Source organism: Vibrio sp. S12_S33 (assembly GCF_963889785.1).
In the GTDB taxonomy this organism is placed as follows: domain Bacteria; phylum Pseudomonadota; class Gammaproteobacteria; order Enterobacterales; family Vibrionaceae; genus Vibrio; species Vibrio aestuarianus.
In genome coordinates, this window is sequence record NZ_CAWPQZ010000003.1 from 106,576 (window position 1) to 121,846 (window position 15,271).

General features: G+C 40.7%; 17 protein-coding genes. 3 read left to right on the forward strand and 14 right to left on the reverse strand.

Features of this window, described 5'->3' with window-relative positions:
• Positions 1-8 precede the first annotated feature (8 nt).
• From AACW06_RS02495 to ccoN, 9 genes are all read right to left on the reverse strand, one after another.
• Positions 9-761: an FNR family transcription factor gene (locus AACW06_RS02495; RefSeq protein WP_192073845.1), complete on the reverse strand. Its 753-nt coding sequence runs from the start codon at positions 759-761 to the stop codon at positions 9-11.
• A gap of 88 nt (positions 762-849) precedes the next feature.
• The gene (locus AACW06_RS02500) at positions 850-1,530 is read right to left on the reverse strand and encodes a sulfite exporter TauE/SafE family protein (RefSeq protein WP_192073846.1); all 681 of its coding nucleotides are present in this window, start codon (positions 1,528-1,530) and stop codon (positions 850-852) included.
• Positions 1,520-1,696, reverse strand: coding sequence for a cbb3-type cytochrome oxidase assembly protein CcoS (gene ccoS, locus AACW06_RS02505; protein WP_053311543.1), 177 nt, complete (start codon positions 1,694-1,696; stop codon positions 1,520-1,522). The genes AACW06_RS02500 and ccoS overlap by 11 nt, the downstream gene beginning before the upstream one ends.
• Positions 1,697-4,069, reverse strand: coding sequence for a heavy metal translocating P-type ATPase (locus tag AACW06_RS02510; protein WP_192073847.1), 2,373 nt, complete (start codon positions 4,067-4,069; stop codon positions 1,697-1,699).
• Positions 4,070-4,073: 4 nt separating this feature from the next.
• Positions 4,074-4,553 carry a FixH family protein gene (locus AACW06_RS02515; RefSeq protein WP_192073848.1) on the reverse strand — a complete coding sequence of 160 codons (480 nt, stop codon included), beginning with the start codon at positions 4,551-4,553 and terminating at the stop codon, positions 4,074-4,076.
• Between the two features lie 83 nt (positions 4,554-4,636).
• Positions 4,637-5,614 (reverse strand): cytochrome-c oxidase, cbb3-type subunit III, encoded by a 978-nt coding sequence (gene ccoP / locus AACW06_RS02520; RefSeq protein WP_053311546.1) that lies wholly within the window; start codon positions 5,612-5,614, stop codon positions 4,637-4,639.
• Positions 5,614-5,787 carry a cbb3-type cytochrome oxidase subunit 3 gene (locus AACW06_RS02525; RefSeq protein WP_192073849.1) on the reverse strand — a complete coding sequence of 58 codons (174 nt, stop codon included), beginning with the start codon at positions 5,785-5,787 and terminating at the stop codon, positions 5,614-5,616. Before AACW06_RS02525 ends, ccoP begins: the two co-directional genes overlap by 1 nt.
• Before the next feature lie 9 nt (positions 5,788-5,796).
• Positions 5,797-6,417: a cytochrome-c oxidase, cbb3-type subunit II gene (ccoO, locus tag AACW06_RS02530; protein WP_053311548.1), complete on the reverse strand. Its 621-nt coding sequence runs from the start codon at positions 6,415-6,417 to the stop codon at positions 5,797-5,799.
• Between the two features lie 13 nt (positions 6,418-6,430).
• Positions 6,431-7,858: a cytochrome-c oxidase, cbb3-type subunit I gene (gene ccoN, locus AACW06_RS02535; protein ID WP_053311549.1), complete on the reverse strand. Its 1,428-nt coding sequence runs from the start codon at positions 7,856-7,858 to the stop codon at positions 6,431-6,433.
• Between the two features lie 258 nt (positions 7,859-8,116).
• On the opposite strand from ccoN, the gene AACW06_RS02540 reads away from it, so the two are divergent.
• The 3 genes from AACW06_RS02540 to AACW06_RS02550 all read left to right on the forward strand — a co-directional run bounded on the left by AACW06_RS02540 (position 8,117) and on the right by AACW06_RS02550 (position 11,484).
• A complete protein-coding gene (locus AACW06_RS02540; RefSeq protein WP_192073850.1) occupies positions 8,117-8,446 on the forward strand; it encodes a hypothetical protein in 330 nt (109 codons plus the stop codon).
• A gap of 126 nt (positions 8,447-8,572) precedes the next feature.
• Positions 8,573-9,760: an FIST signal transduction protein gene (locus AACW06_RS02545; RefSeq protein WP_192073851.1), complete on the forward strand. Its 1,188-nt coding sequence runs from the start codon at positions 8,573-8,575 to the stop codon at positions 9,758-9,760.
• Positions 9,761-9,762: 2 nt separating this feature from the next.
• A complete protein-coding gene (locus AACW06_RS02550; RefSeq protein ID WP_192073852.1) occupies positions 9,763-11,484 on the forward strand; it encodes a response regulator in 1,722 nt (573 codons plus the stop codon).
• Between the two features lie 178 nt (positions 11,485-11,662).
• Here AACW06_RS02550 and AACW06_RS02555 read toward each other — a convergent pair whose 3' ends face one another.
• The 5 genes from AACW06_RS02555 to AACW06_RS02575 all read right to left on the reverse strand — a co-directional run bounded on the left by AACW06_RS02555 (position 11,663) and on the right by AACW06_RS02575 (position 15,230).
• A complete protein-coding gene (locus AACW06_RS02555; RefSeq protein WP_192073853.1) occupies positions 11,663-11,881 on the reverse strand; it encodes a hypothetical protein in 219 nt (72 codons plus the stop codon).
• An 8-nt stretch (positions 11,882-11,889) separates the two neighbouring features.
• Positions 11,890-12,099 carry a hypothetical protein gene (locus AACW06_RS02560; protein ID WP_192073854.1) on the reverse strand — a complete coding sequence of 70 codons (210 nt, stop codon included), beginning with the start codon at positions 12,097-12,099 and terminating at the stop codon, positions 11,890-11,892.
• A gap of 149 nt (positions 12,100-12,248) precedes the next feature.
• Entirely contained in the window at positions 12,249-13,463 is a 1,215-nt protein-coding gene (locus AACW06_RS02565; RefSeq protein WP_192073855.1) for a zonular occludens toxin domain-containing protein, read from the reverse strand.
• 1 nt (position 13,464) lies between these two features.
• On the reverse strand, positions 13,465-13,782 hold the full coding sequence (locus AACW06_RS02570) for a DUF5455 family protein (protein ID WP_017044161.1): 318 nt from the start codon (positions 13,780-13,782) through the stop codon (positions 13,465-13,467).
• A 2-nt stretch (positions 13,783-13,784) separates the two neighbouring features.
• A complete protein-coding gene (locus AACW06_RS02575) occupies positions 13,785-15,230 on the reverse strand; it encodes a hypothetical protein (protein WP_192073856.1) in 1,446 nt (481 codons plus the stop codon).
• Between the last annotated feature and the right edge of the window lie 41 nt (positions 15,231-15,271).

Sequence of the window (15,271 nt, forward strand, 5' to 3'; positions counted from 1 at the left end):
CATTGAAGTTACTTAGTTTCTTTCGATACGCCTGCGAGGCCCATTAATGCATCATGATCAAGAATAGTAATGTATTTTCCTTTCACACTCAGAATCTCTGATTTTTGGAAGCGGCCTAGCAAACGGCTGATCGTTTCAACGGTTAAGCCAAGGTAATTACCAATATCACCGCGTGTCATAGTCAAACGAAACTCTCTCGGGCTAAAACCACGTTGAGAGAAGCGGGTAGAGAGGTTGTATAGAAAAGCAGCAAGCCTTTCTTCAGCATTCTTCTTTGAAAGCAGAAGAATCATCTCTTGATCACCTTTAATCTCATTACTCATCAAACGCATAATTTGCTGACGTAATTTTGGCATCTTGCCAGAAAGGTCATCGAGAATCTCATATGGAATTTCACACACCATAGAAGTTTCTAGTGCTTGTGCAAAGCTTGGGTGCAAATCTTCAGTAATGGCATCAAAGCCAACCAGATCACCCGCTAAATGGAATGCGGTAATTTGCTCATCACCTTGTTCTGTGATGGTATAGCTTTTGATTGTACCCGAACGAATAGCATAGAGAGACTTAAGGTCATCACCGGCTTTAAACAGTTCTTGTCCTTTTTGGATCGGTTTCTTGCGCTCAATAATCTGATCAAGCTGATCAAGTTCAGATTCATTGAGTGTAAAGGGAATACAAAGCTGGCTAATACTGCAATCTTGACAGTGAATTGCACAACCACCAGATTGAATGCGCTTTGCCGCAGGCTTTTCAGAAATCATAACAACCTTTCACTATTTGATATACATCAATATTTTAGCATTCCTTAACCTTAAAGGATAGTTAAAAAAGCCGCATATAATCAGTCATCTACCATGTAGATGATAAAATACTTACTGCACCATATGCCGTATATAGGCCGTAAGATATGATAAAAATCGCAGCAAAATGACGAAATATTGTAGATTGTTGAATTTTTTTTAATTGATGGGCTCCGTAACCTACCAGCAGCATTGCGGGCAGCGTTCCTAGGCCGAAAGCCCCCATGACAAAAGCACCAGATAGCGCACTACCTGAAACTACAGACCAAGTGAGAACTGAATAGACGAGGCCGCAAGGTAGCCACCCCCAGATGAATCCAAAAGGCACGGCATACCACGACTTTTTGAGAGGTAATAGTGACTTACCAAGAGGAGAAATTATACGCCATAGTTGCTGGCCCATTTTTTCAAGCTTTAATAGCCCAAACCACCACCGACCAACATACAGGCCGAGTACAATCATTAAACAAGCCGCAAGCAATCTTAACCAAACCAAGGAATGATTAAGCATCGATAGCTCAGACATAGAGGCTGCAAGGCCGCCTAATAAGCCACCGATTAACATGTAGCTAACGATACGCCCACAATTGTAGAACAGAAGCAGTACTGGAAGACGAGCATTTTTAGTTTGTCCAAGGGTTAGCAGCGATGCAATACCGCCACACATTCCCATGCAGTGACCCGCACCAAGCAAACCAATCACAAATGCACCAATCCAATCAGGCGTCATTTTTTTCTTCTTTTGAGGTTAGTTTTTCATCCTCGTCAAATAAGATGTTGTGGCCTTGACGCTCTAAATCTTCGAACTGCTCACTTTTGACTGCCCATAGAAAAATAACAACAGCAACTGTTACAAGTACGATAGCAATAGGGATGAGTATATAAAGACTTTCCATTTAGTTACCTTGATTCTTTAATAGCCGCAACGAGTTAGAAACAACGATAATAGAACTCGCTGACATACCAACAACGGCAATGTAAGGTGCAACAAATCCAGATACCGCTAGCGGCAAAATCACTAAATTATAACCCAATGACCAAGCTAAGTTTTCTCGGATGATTTTGCGTGCTTTGATAGCTAAAACCCTAGCTTCCAGCAATTTGTCTAATTTATCACCGAGCAGAACCATATCGGCTGATGCTTTAGCGACATCGGTACCACCGCCCATAGCAACAGATAAATGAGCACCTGCGAGTGTCGGTGCGTCATTAATACCATCACCCACCATCATCGAAACATCGCTGCTTGGTAGCGATTTTAAGTAGTTCAATTTATCTTCAGGTTTTGCACCGGAGACTACAGCATCAATGTTCATCTCTGAGGCGACATGGTTTGCATTTAGCTCTGAATCACCCGTTAATAACGTTATCTTTATCCCTTCGTTATGAAAACGGTCGATAAATGCCTTGGCTTCTCGGCGAATAGGGTCTCGATAGGTAAAAGTAGCAAGATGCTGGCCACCGAGTGACAGATAGATGCTGTTTGTCTGTTGGTTGGCCGTATTTCCTAATACATACTCTGCACTGCCAATACAAATAACTTTATCTTGATAGCGACCTTCAATACCTGAACCAATGATATTTTGAACATCATCGACCGAATACTGCTCATCGCTATAACTTCGGAAAGCACGTGCGATGGGGTGGTTGGCATGTTTTTCTAATGATGCCGCTAGCGCTAAACATGTATTTTTATCAATATCGCCAGCAACCTCGACACCGCTGATTTCGATATCACCATGGGTTAATGTCCCCGTTTTATCAATAACCAAATGATTCACTTTGCAAAGCGTTTCGAACACGTGACTTTTACGCAGCAAAATACCAAAATCACCCATTCGAGATGTCGCACAGGTTATTGCTGTCGGGGTGGCAAGGGATAGGGCACATGGGCAGGTAGCTACTAAAACGGCTAACATAATCCAAAACGCGTCTTCCGGCTTGGTTTGATGCCAGTACAACCAAGTACCCGCTGCGATTACTAGCAAAATGGCCACAAAGTATCGTGCCACTACATCAGCAATCTCCGCAATTTTAGGCTTTGACATCTGTGCTTCATCTTGCAGTCTCACTATTTTGGAGATAACGGAATCTTTTTTAGCAGCTGTTACTTCTAGTTCAAATGATTCATCACCGTTTAATGTACCAGCAAAAACTGCATCACCTGCTTTCTTAACAACAGGGACAGATTCTCCAGTGAGCATCGCTTCATTGATATGAATGCGACCAGCTAAGACAACACCATCGGCCGGAACGTGCTCTCCTGGTAATACTCTGATTTTGTCACCAAGTTTTAAGGTTTTAACAGGAACCTGTTCACCCTCAAGTGTATTGGCAATAGCTGGTATGAGCTTAAGCAAGTTTCCACTTGCAGCGGCAGCTTTTCTACGAGCTCTCATTTCCAAAAAGCGGCCAACCAACAAGAAGAAGGTGAACATTGAAATCGATTCAAAAAACACTTCTCCTTTTTCTGTTACGGTCGCAACCAAACTCGCCACATAAGCAAAAATCAATGCAATAGAAACCGGGACATCCATTCCAAGAGTTCGGCCTCTAAGACTGCGCCATGCATTTAAATAAAAGGGCAGTGCAGAATAGAGCAATACAGGTGTTGCAAAGATCAAACTTACCCAACGAAAATAATTACGGAACTCGGAGTCAAGATCACCAAACACTTCAAGGTACAGAGCGACAGCCAACATCATCACTTGCATTGTTGCCAAGCCTGCAATACCTAAGCGATATAAGTATTGTTTCATTGAGCGATGATACTCAGCTTCATGAGCATCCGCTTCAAACGGGGCAGCTTTGTAACCTAAATTATGGATAACAGAAAGAAGTTCACTGAGACGTGTTTGTGTTTTGTCCCAACTTAATAATGCTCGGTTAGTTGTGGTATTAACACGAATAGAGAGCACACCATTTTTGTTTGATAGCTGTTTCTCAATTAACCAAGCACAAGCAGCGCAAGAAACACCATCAAGCGACAAAGTGACCTCCGAGGTGCCGTCATGGTTGTGCACAAACTCTGACTGCACGTCATCATTGTCATAATGAATTAGGGCTTTAAGTTGTTCAGGAACAAGATCAACTTTATCCGCTTTAGTGGTGCGGTACTGATAGTAGGAAACAAGACCGCTATCAATAATAGTTTGAGCGACGCTTTCACATCCTGGACAACACATGTCCCTTTCTTCACCTAAAATTTCAACTTTATAATCCGTGTCGGCTGGTACATCTTCACCACAGTGGTAACACGCTTTGCACATAATTTTAATTCATTAATTGAGTTGAAGTAGCGGCAGGGAAAGTAACTCGACCTTGAATTAACCACTCAGCATCATGCGGTGTTAACTCAATAAACCAAGGTCCTTGCAGTGGTGAAGGAAGGGTAATACGGTAAATACCTTGAGCGTCAGATGTCACTAACTGAGTAAAATCACGGTCAGGCAATGTACGGTGAGCAAACATCATTTTAATTGCAGGGTAATGGTCAAGCTTACCCTTGTTAAATTTGAAAACGATATCGTTACCTTCAGAATAAATCTCTGAGCTTAAGTGGAGTGCTTTTGCTTCGTTGATTTTCGAAAGGTCGATATTAATGCCTTTACCTTTTTTATAGTAATCCTCAGTGACTAATGACACTGAATTCTGAGAAAAAACGATCACCGTCGCAATTGTCCATACCACAACAGTCAGTGGCAGAATAATCAGGAACCACGGCCAAAATTGTTTATACCAAGGCTTTACCATAAAAAAGTTCTCAACAACAAAATAAAGAAGGCTAATAAAATAAAGGAAAGACAGCCCCTTAGAAAGGGGCTGCCTTTGAAATGTTACTTATTATCAGTGTTACTCAAGCTCCAAACGTAAGCTGCAACAAGTTGAACTTTGTCTTCACCTAAGATATCAATCCAAGCTGGCATAACACCAGAGCGGCCATACATAACAGTTTGAGTCACATCTGCACGTGAATCACCAAACAACCAATATTGGTCTGTTAAATCTGGTGCACCTACCGCTGGATTACCTTTACCATCTGTACCATGACAAGCAGCACAAACAACAAAGCGCGCTTTACCCGCTTCGGCTTCTCTTGCGTTCACAGAACGACCAGAAAGGCTAAGCGCATAGCTGACCACTTCTTTAACACCTTGTTCGCCAAGCGCATCTTTCCACGCAGGCATTTGACCAATACGGCCATGCCTGATGGTGGTAACAATCGCTTCCGGTTCTCCACCATACAACCACGCGTTATCCGTTAAATTAGGGAAGCCACGCTGACCACGAGCATCTGAGCCGTGACATTGCGAACAGTTTTGAAGAAACAAACGTTGACCAACCTTCAATGCATCAGAATCGGCTGCTATTTCAGGAATAGGGCGTAATTCAGAATCACCATTGTAAGCTAAGCGTTTGAATGCCTCGCCAAAGTAGGTATCTGCATCATCTAGCTCTTTAGCATATTGCACTAGAACTTTGTTTTGCTGTGATGCTTCAATCGATGCTTTTGATTCTTCAAGAGAGCGAACCTTTTGGTCTGAACTTTGCCAACCAAGCACACCTTTAAAGTTGCCAAGGCCAGGGTAAAGCGTTAGATATACTGCTGCGAACACAAAAGTGCTCACGAACAGATATGTCCACCACTTTGGCAACGGGTTGTTTAGCTCACGAATACCGTCGTATTCGTGCCCCATGTCAGAACCCTCTTCGACACCCATTTTATCTTTTAGGCACCAAACAAGAACAATTGCACAGCCAAGTAATGTACCAACGGTAATTACGATGATCCAAAGACTCCAAAATGTAGTCATTACTTAGTCACTCCTTGTTCTTTAGAGGTTTTTGGTGGTTCATCAGCAAAAATTAGGTTGGCAGCCTCGTCAAAACGAGCTTTACGGTTTTTACCGTAGGCCCACCAAACCACACCAATAAAGCACACAAACAACACTATGGTCCAAATACTGTGAATAGTACCGATATCCATAATTCCTCCTTACTTCATTGCGTGACCAAGAGATTGAAGATAAGAAATGATTGCATCCATTTCAGTTTTACCTTCTACATCTTTCGCCGCATTCGCGATTTGTTCATCCGTGTACGGGACACCAAATTGGTTACGGAACAGTTCAAGCTTGCTCTGCGTTAACTCGCCGTCTAAAACGTTCTTCGCTAACCAAGGGAAGCCAGGCATGTTTGACTCAGGCACGAGCTCGCGAGGATCCATTAAGTGAACACGATGCCATTCATCAGAGTAACGACCACCAACACGAGCCAAATCTGGACCAGTACGCTTAGAACCCCATAAGAATGGATGTTCCCATACACTTTCACCAGCAACCGAATAGTGACCATATCGCTCAGTTTCAGAACGGAATGGACGAATCATTTGGCTATGGCAGACGTTACAACCTTCACGGATATAGATATCGCGTCCTTCAAGTTGTAAGGCAGTATAAGGCTTAAGGTTTTCTACTGGCTCAGTTGTTTGCTTTTGGAAAATCAATGGTGTGATTTCAACTAAAGCGCCCCAACTGATCGCGAAAATGATAAAGATAGCCAACAAACCAACATTGCGTTCAATGATCTCATGGCGATTTTTAGAATTAGAACTCATTCTTTCAATCTCCTTATGCCGGTTGCGGAATAGCTTTTAGGCTATCGTTAGGGGCGCTGATTGTCTTATACGTGTTGTAAGCCATTAGGAACATACCTGATAAGAAGATAAATCCACCAATGAATCGAACAGTATAGAACGGGTAAGAGGCTTGTACTGACTCAACAAAGCTATACGTCAACGTGCCATCAGAGTTAACCGCACGCCACATTAGACCTTGCATTACACCTGAGATCCACATTGCTACGATGTAAAGAACTGTACCGATCGTAGCTAACCAGAAGTGAGCATTGATTAGACTTACCGAATACATGCGTTCTTGATTAAATAGGCGAGGGATCAAATGATAAACCGAACCGATAGAAACCATCGCAACCCAACCTAACGCACCGGAGTGAACGTGACCAATGGTCCAATCAGTGTAATGCGATAACGCATTGACTGTCTTAATTGACATCATTGGACCTTCGAAAGTCGACATACCGTAGAAAGAGAGTGACACGATTAAAAATCGTAAAATAGGGTCATAACGGAGTTTATGCCATGCACCTGACAAGGTCATAATACCGTTGATCATCCCACCCCAAGATGGCGCAAATAACACTAGTGACATCACCATACCCAGAGACTGAGTCCAGTCCGGTAGAGCCGTGTAATGCAAATGGTGTGGACCAGCCCAGATATAGAGTGAGATTAAAGCCCAGAAGTGGACGATTGATAAACGGTATGAGTAAACAGGGCGTTCAGCTTGCTTAGGTACGAAATAGTACATCATACCTAGGAAACCAGCCGTCAGTAGGAAACCTACTGCGTTGTGGCCGTACCACCACTGGACCATTGCATCCACCGCACCTGAATAAATCGAATATGATTTACCCATAGAGACAGGAATAGCCATGCTATTTACAATATGCAAAACAGCAACAGTGAGGATAAAGGCACCGAAGAACCAGTTTGCAACATAGATGTGAGAAGTCTTACGCTTGACTAATGTTCCAAAGAACACGACAGCATAAGAAACCCATACTAGCGCAATGGCAATATCAATAGGCCACTCTAATTCAGCATATTCTTTGCCCGAGGTATACCCGAGAGGCAATGTTATCGCTGCAGATACAATGATTGCTTGCCATCCCCAGAAGGTAAATGGAACAAGAGGACCACCAAATAAACGAGTTTGACAGGTACGCTGAACAACATAATAAGATGTTGCAAATAGGGCACTTGTACCAAACGCAAAAATAACCGCATTAGTATGCAGAGGACGTAAGCGACTGTACGTCAACCACGGCGTATCAAAGTTTAGCTGTGGCCAAACTAATTGAGCGGCAATCAAAACACCAACAGCCATACCAACAATTCCCCAGAGAATAGTCACTAGGGTAAACTGACGGACGACTGTATAGTTATAGTTTTGTTCAAGCTGCTTTTCTTGGCTCATTTGCATGCTTCCAATTTCTAATTAACTACACTTTACTTCCAACACGACACTTGTCGTAATGCCCCCCAAATCCACAATAGAAATAGAGTTTTATCAAAACGTTATTAACTATTGCTGACTTTAAAAAAAAGTGGCATTTTCAATACGCAACTATACTGCAATTAACAATTCAATGACAGAGTAGTAACCTTACGGTTGGTCTGGATTAGCTCTTTTATTTCAAAACTTTGAAGTTTGTTACACGAGGAACACACAATAATGGCTGCAGAAAAGCTTACAAAACACAGACTTGCTCAAATAACCATCACACTAATAATTCTTATGGGCGCCTTCATATGGCGCACTCTTTCTTATAACAATCTCGAACAAAAAACTTGCAACCCAAACCCCAATTGTTCCGTATTTGTAAATGGTGAGAAAATTACCATCGTAAAAAGTGCTGATAACCCACTGCAGCTTGTTTTGTCGCCGTTTTCACCTAAAGTTTATATACAAACAAATGGCATAATTACGCACAATGCTGACTATTGGCTAATTCAACAAAATTCGTTAAATAGCCCAGTCAAATTCAGCATAATCGAAAAGTAAATGTAGTTTTCTTGTAAGAAAATGAATGAAATACGAGACAAGCCTTAAAGAGTTCAACTTATCATTTTATACAAATCTCAATATAAAGTATAAATAGCTCAGGACACGACTACATACATATGCAGTATGCGGCTTATTACCAAAACAACTCAAAAAACAGATCCTATTCAAGCAATTGAAGAATTATTATTATCTGTAGAAAAAGATAACTTATCGAGTATCGTTTGTTACTACACAGAAGATTACTCAGCCAACCTTTTGTCATCAGAACTTGCGAAACATCTACCTCAAACTCCAATTATTGGATGCTCTTCCTGCCGAGGAGTCATGACAGAGTATGGCTTCATTGAAGGGCCTGTGATTGGCGTGATATTAATTTACGATAATAGTTTTAGCGCATTTGGTACTGGTTTTGCCGATTTGGCAAATCCGAAAGATATCAAAACTACAGTCAACCAAGTATTAGATCACGCATTGGTTAATGCCAACCGAATAGGCGAGGTCCCTAGTTTAATTATTTTGCATTCAACACCTGGACATGAAGAACGTTTAATTCAATCTATTGATAATAAATTCGGAACACAGATCCCCATTATTGGTGGCTCAGCCGCAGATAATCAGATTGAAGGGAATTGGTCTATTTTCACTGAGGCTGGCGCAACGAAAGATGGCTTTGCCGTTCAGCTTTTCTTTCCGTCAAAGCCTTTAAACACAGGCTTTAGTGCCGGTTATTCACCAACCGAGTTTTCTGGAATAGTGACTAAGGCTAGTGGGCGTTATATTTTAGAAATAGACAACGAACCCGCTAAAAGACTATATAAAGAGTGGGTTAGTGATCATTCTAGCGTGAACATATGCGAGCAGTACATTTTTGAACATGTAACACGTTTTCCATTGGGTCGGATTGCTGGCAGCTTGTACCAACAGCCTTACTACAAACTATCGCATCCAGTTAGGATGACTAGAAGTGGCGCATTAGAGCTTTTTACGGATATTAAGGAAGGTGATGAAGTTACATTAATGACCGGTTCAAGAGATCAGCTCATTACTCGAGCCTCAAGAGTTTTCAAGCAAGTAAATACCAGGAACTATCACGATACCGCTATTTTAGGTGCCATTGCGATTTTTTGCGCAGGTTCAATGCTTACTCTCGGATCTGATATCACTAAAGTTCATGAGCAAATCAAAGCACAAATTGGTGACTGTCCTTTTATTTGCCCATTTACTTTTGGTGAACAAGGAAGATTCATTGGTGGTGAAAATGCGCATGGAAACTTGATGATTTCATCGGTCATATTTTACGACTTGGAGTGAAGATGAGCACTACATTGCTTGAGCAACTCAATGAAACTTTACTTGAATTGCAGCAGAGCCAAGAGCGAGAACAAATACTCGCTGAAGAGAACAAAGTCATTCTTGCTTCACTTTCTGCATTCAGTAAAGCTGAGAATAAGTATCAAATTTTTGAAGAGCTGCAAAAAGTTCTGAGCCACTACATCGATTACGATGACTTTATCGTCATATCAAAAAGTAAAGATTCGAATCAATTTATTACGTTACTTTCCTCTAATCCTCTGTTTATGCAAAAGCAATGGCTCAATGGAGTTAAGTTCCAAAGGGTTTTAAACGGTGAGTGCATTATATTATTTGAACCCAATCGACAAGATGAATTTCAGAGCCTAGCCCCTAAGCTAAAAAATCAAATTCAGTCAGCACTGATCACAGGTATACAAGCGCAAACCAGTGATTCAGTAATACTACTATTAGGTGCTAAAAAAGGGCAATTTAGCTTAGAAAAAAAAGCCACATTAATGAGGTTTAGACCTTTATTAGAAAGGGCGATTAGTGATATTGAGCATAAAGATGGACTGCAGAAACTGGTTGAATTAAAAACACGAGAGTTATCTATTGCTCAACAATTGGCAGAACAGGCTAATCAATCAAAATCGCAATTTTTAGCGATGATGAGTCATGAGCTTCGTACACCACTTAATTCCGTTTTAGGACTTATCGACATCCTTCGCGATGACTGCGCGACCAAACATGTAGAGCTTCTGGGACAAATGGAAACCTCGGCCGAGCTATTACTCGTCATCATCAATGATATTTTAGACTTAAGCAAGATAGAAGCTGGTCATTTCGAGTTACAACGTAACTGGCAATTAATTGGCGACAAATTAACTAGCACGATGAATTACCATAGAAATGCAGCACTGAACAAAAATATTGAATTTCATGTATCAAGTAAAGTCTGTCACCGACATCAATACCTTATAGATACAGTCAGGCTCTCACAAATTTTATTCAACGTGGTTGGTAATGCCATCAAGTTTACTCATAGCGGCGGTGTAAACGTACACCTGAAAACCACCAAAAATCATACTTTACAAATTATTGTAACCGACACGGGGATTGGTATTGATCAAAGCCGCCAAGAGCTTCTTTTCTCGCCATTCATTCAAGCTGATAGTTCAATCACAAGAAATTATGGTGGTACTGGGCTTGGGCTTGCAATAACCAAACATTTAGTTGAACTCATGGGCGGCAAGATAACCGTCAGCAGCGCCATTGGCCAAGGAAGCACTTTTTCAATCTCGATTCCGTTGGAAGCAAAGTCTACAGAAGAGCAGAAAGCCTCCTTACCAATAAAAGATTACCGAAGCTCAAATCAAAAGACATCGCATATCTTAGTTGTTGAAGATACGAAAACAAACCAGATGGTAATCAAGCTATTGCTAGAAAGGATGAGTTACAAGGTAACAATAGTCAATAATGGGCAAGAAGCCGTCGAGTATGTTAGAGAGCATAGCTGCACGATTGATTTAATATTAATGGATATATCGATGCCAGTAATGGATGGCCTTGCTGCGACAATCAAAATCAGACAACAGCAGGTTCAAGTACCAATCATCGCACTGACGGCACACGCAATGGCACAAGACAAAGAACAATGCTTACAAGCCGGAATGAATGATTTTGTTGCGAAACCAATACGCAGTAAAGAGATTCAAAAAGTGTTGTGTGCATATCTGACATAGTCTAATAACCATATAGTTAAAAACTGTAACTATATGGTTATTAGGTATTTTATGGTAAATCACAGTTATGTTTAATGGAAAAAGAGATGACACCGAAGGGGTAATAAACACACGTACATTAAATCCAACACGCACCTATTTAACATAATATACATAATACGCACTTTAAGGTTTTGAATTATTGGCTGTGAAGCATCTTGTAAACACGCTCAGCAGCCATCTTTGAACGTGTATCTACGGCTGTTGTATATCTACGGTAAATCTCTAAGCTCATGAGATAATTATAAATTTCAGACTCTAACTCAATCTTAGAAATATCTGGATTATCAGCAACAACGTCATAACCAAAATCCCTACCTTCAAGGTACATTCCTTCCAACCAGATTGATTTATTCATAGCGTTCCTCACAAATCATCGAGATCAACTGAAATTTCTGGCTGATTAACACGCTCACGCACAGCCAAGATTAATTCTTGATCTTCTTCATATTCTTCTACCGCGTCAATCAAACTAGACAGTAACTTAACTTCTTTTGAATTAGGATCGTCAACATCAAAGAGCTGTTCAATTCTGAGCAATGCTGAACGATGTTCATCCTGTGTATTGATTTTCATAAAACACTCCTAGAAAGTTGCAGCACTGCAACTAAATCTGTGCAAGCTGACGCGCGGAATTGACATTGTGCGTCATAGTTAAGGTTCTTTCCGCTTGTCTGCTCATTTTTACTCTACATGCAAGCATATAGCAGCAAAAATCGAGCTTATTAAATAGAATTCAATGCTTTTGTAGCAGTATCAGCAAGTGAAAAATCACCTAAAACTGATGAAGATTTAGGCGAAGAATCAACAACTGGCAACCGGCACGAAACTTTATATTTAATACCATCATATGTTTCTAACCAAGCATCGCAAGGTGAAGCGGCAACAAGCTTTAGTGAGTAGTAAACGTAGTCAAAAGAACGATGATATCTGTCGTGCATTGCATAATCATATGTTATTTGACCAGAAGCACGACGAATCATCACATGGCCAGAAATATAAACACCTTGCAAGAAGTCTGGAATGGCTGGAACTACCTTAGATGAAGTTGATTGTGTGGACTGATTTGATTGGATTACAGGCTCATCATCAGAGAGAGAAATTGACCAACTGTAAGCCGCAGCCAACAAGAAAATGATAAACAAAGCTATTGAAAGAAAAGGGATTTTCTTAGCATTTGAAGCTACTGGTTGTACATCAGGTTTGTACCATTGTTTTAATGTAGAACCAGATATGTAAGAAAATGAAGCCCTCATATCCACTTGCCTTAAACCATAATCTTCATAGTCAACTTCGAAAATTTGATTAGTGTCGTAAGTGCCGAAGTAGTCTTTTGGTCTATAAGTTTCTGAAAAATAGGGTTTGTTGCCCTGCTTCGCCTTTCCTCTTCGGTAAGACGCTCTATTAATATGTGGGAGGATTTTTGTTGATTGTTCCCTACCCTTGGATTTAACCAAACGGTAGAAATCATAGATAGGTGAAACGATTGGTATCCTAAAATGATCAAGTCTTGTACAACAAACAAAGTGCTCACCAAGAGCGTTAAGTGCTTGTTTATCAACTGATTCAGGGTCTTGAACTGCAATCCATATATCCCACCCTAGCTTTCGAATCATGACTAGCTTTTGGATTAATTCTTTACGTCCCTTTGCATTCCAATCACGGGCATTAAGCCAAAAAACACCTTCATCTAAAAACAAGCCACCTAAGTTTACTTTTTCATCTTCCGAGCAACCTCGACCAAGTTGGTCGAGATCTTCTAAGCGAAATACAGACGGGATACGGCTAATAGACTCTTTTGTATTCGGACAAAGGTTTTCAGGAAATAGATCAACATTAGTAGCAACGCGAGAGCCACGTGCCAAATATTCCTTCATTTTCTTAGCTAAAAAGATGCCTTTACCAGCGCCTAAAGTTCCATATACAAAGTAACAAGCCATACTAAGCCCCTTTAGATGAAAGTTTAATAATTTTCGACTTCATAATGAATACATGAGAAATAATATGAGTCGTTGCTATTGCAGACATACACTGACCTATATTTCCGGGTAACAATGCTAAACCTGCTGCAACATTACCTGTTGGCTGAACTGGAATAAAAGAAACAACACCTACTACAGAAGCCATAAATGCAATATACAAAGCTAAATACATTGAAATCAACAAGCCAAGAAATACAAACTTGTTAGTCACACTAAAAACTTGAATTCCAATTAAACCAGCAAGCCATTGACCAATTCGAGCAAACAATGAAGACACAATTAAATACTCCTAACTGTTCGGGTAAAAATCATATAAATATTAAGAGCTGTCATTAGATAGATAGACCACTCTAAAGTAGGCCTAACATATTCCTCATAAGGCGGACAGTGTGAATCAAAAACAACTTTTTTATCTAAAGTTCCAATAGACAAATCAACAGTAAATGGAATGCAGTGACCACCGCCAAAAGACATATAACCAAAAGGATTAAAATCAAAATCAGGAATATCAACCGATACAGAATTATCAATGAAGTCATTCATTGCCGTTGTAATTTCATCTTTTGACGTTTGAAAATCAGAATCACCCAAAGAATCAGAAGCTTGAGAGTAATTATTGTCTGTATAAGTTTGATACTCTTTAAAAGTCATTGGCCCAATCACTGGTAACGGATTAGACACAGACCAATTACCATCTGGATTAGTGTTACCGTCAGGATTTGGGTTGGGAATACTACTACCGTTTGCATTGGCTGATGTTATTGCAGAACTACTTCCAGCTACAGAATGTGCAAGGAAATAGGCATCATCCCAAACCTGAGGTGGAATGTAATGATCAACAGAAGGGTCAGCGTTTTGACCTACACCCCGAACTATCCAATCAGCATAAATCCAAAGCTGCTCCCCAACACCTGGAATCGGACTTCCATCAGGCATGGTTGGAGGCGGGGGAACTTGGATATCAGGCTTTAAATCAGGGTGTAAACCACCATTCTCATCTCCAAAAGCAAATCTTTGGTCATGCTCTGGCTGAGAAGACACCCACAAAGGAAAATCTGTATCTATTTCCTTGTCCGTTGCAGGACGTTGTTCAGGATTGCTAGGCTGCCAGCTAGCAGCGCAAGTAGGAACAAGAAGTTGTTGAGCTGGCGTAAGCGTATGACAAACAACACTTTGATAATCTTCAGTGATCCAAATTGCACCAGATTCAAGTTTAAACTTAACTGTTCTTAAATCTTGTCTAGCAGGGTCATATCTATAAGGCTCGATATCGAAGTCAGTACAATACTGATAGCTTTCACATTTCTTACTCGCAGCCGAAGTAACAGTTTCACCAATAATGCTACCACTACGCCATGCAACCCCCTTCTGAGGTGCAACATCTCCCTCAGGAACAGGGTCAACTTGTGGGTTTATAACGATGTCATCACCAATTATTGAAAACCCCGCAGCAGCTAGACCATGAGCTATAAAGGGAACTAGTTTCCCCTTGCCTTTTAAAAAACTAAGATACTTTGCTCTAGGTAACTTCCCCTGAGTCTTATAAAGTGGGTCATTTGATGCAAAACCTCTTGCTATAACATCCAACGCAATTTCTGATGCTAAAAAACGAACAGCATTTGAGCCTAAGCCGACTGCAACAGCAGGAGCAAATGCATGAGCTTGATAGACTGGAAAAAACGAGATCCAAAAACAAAGAAAATAAACACTTAAACGCTTAATCATACAAACCTCGATCAAAAAAGGCGCACAAAAAGCACGCCTTG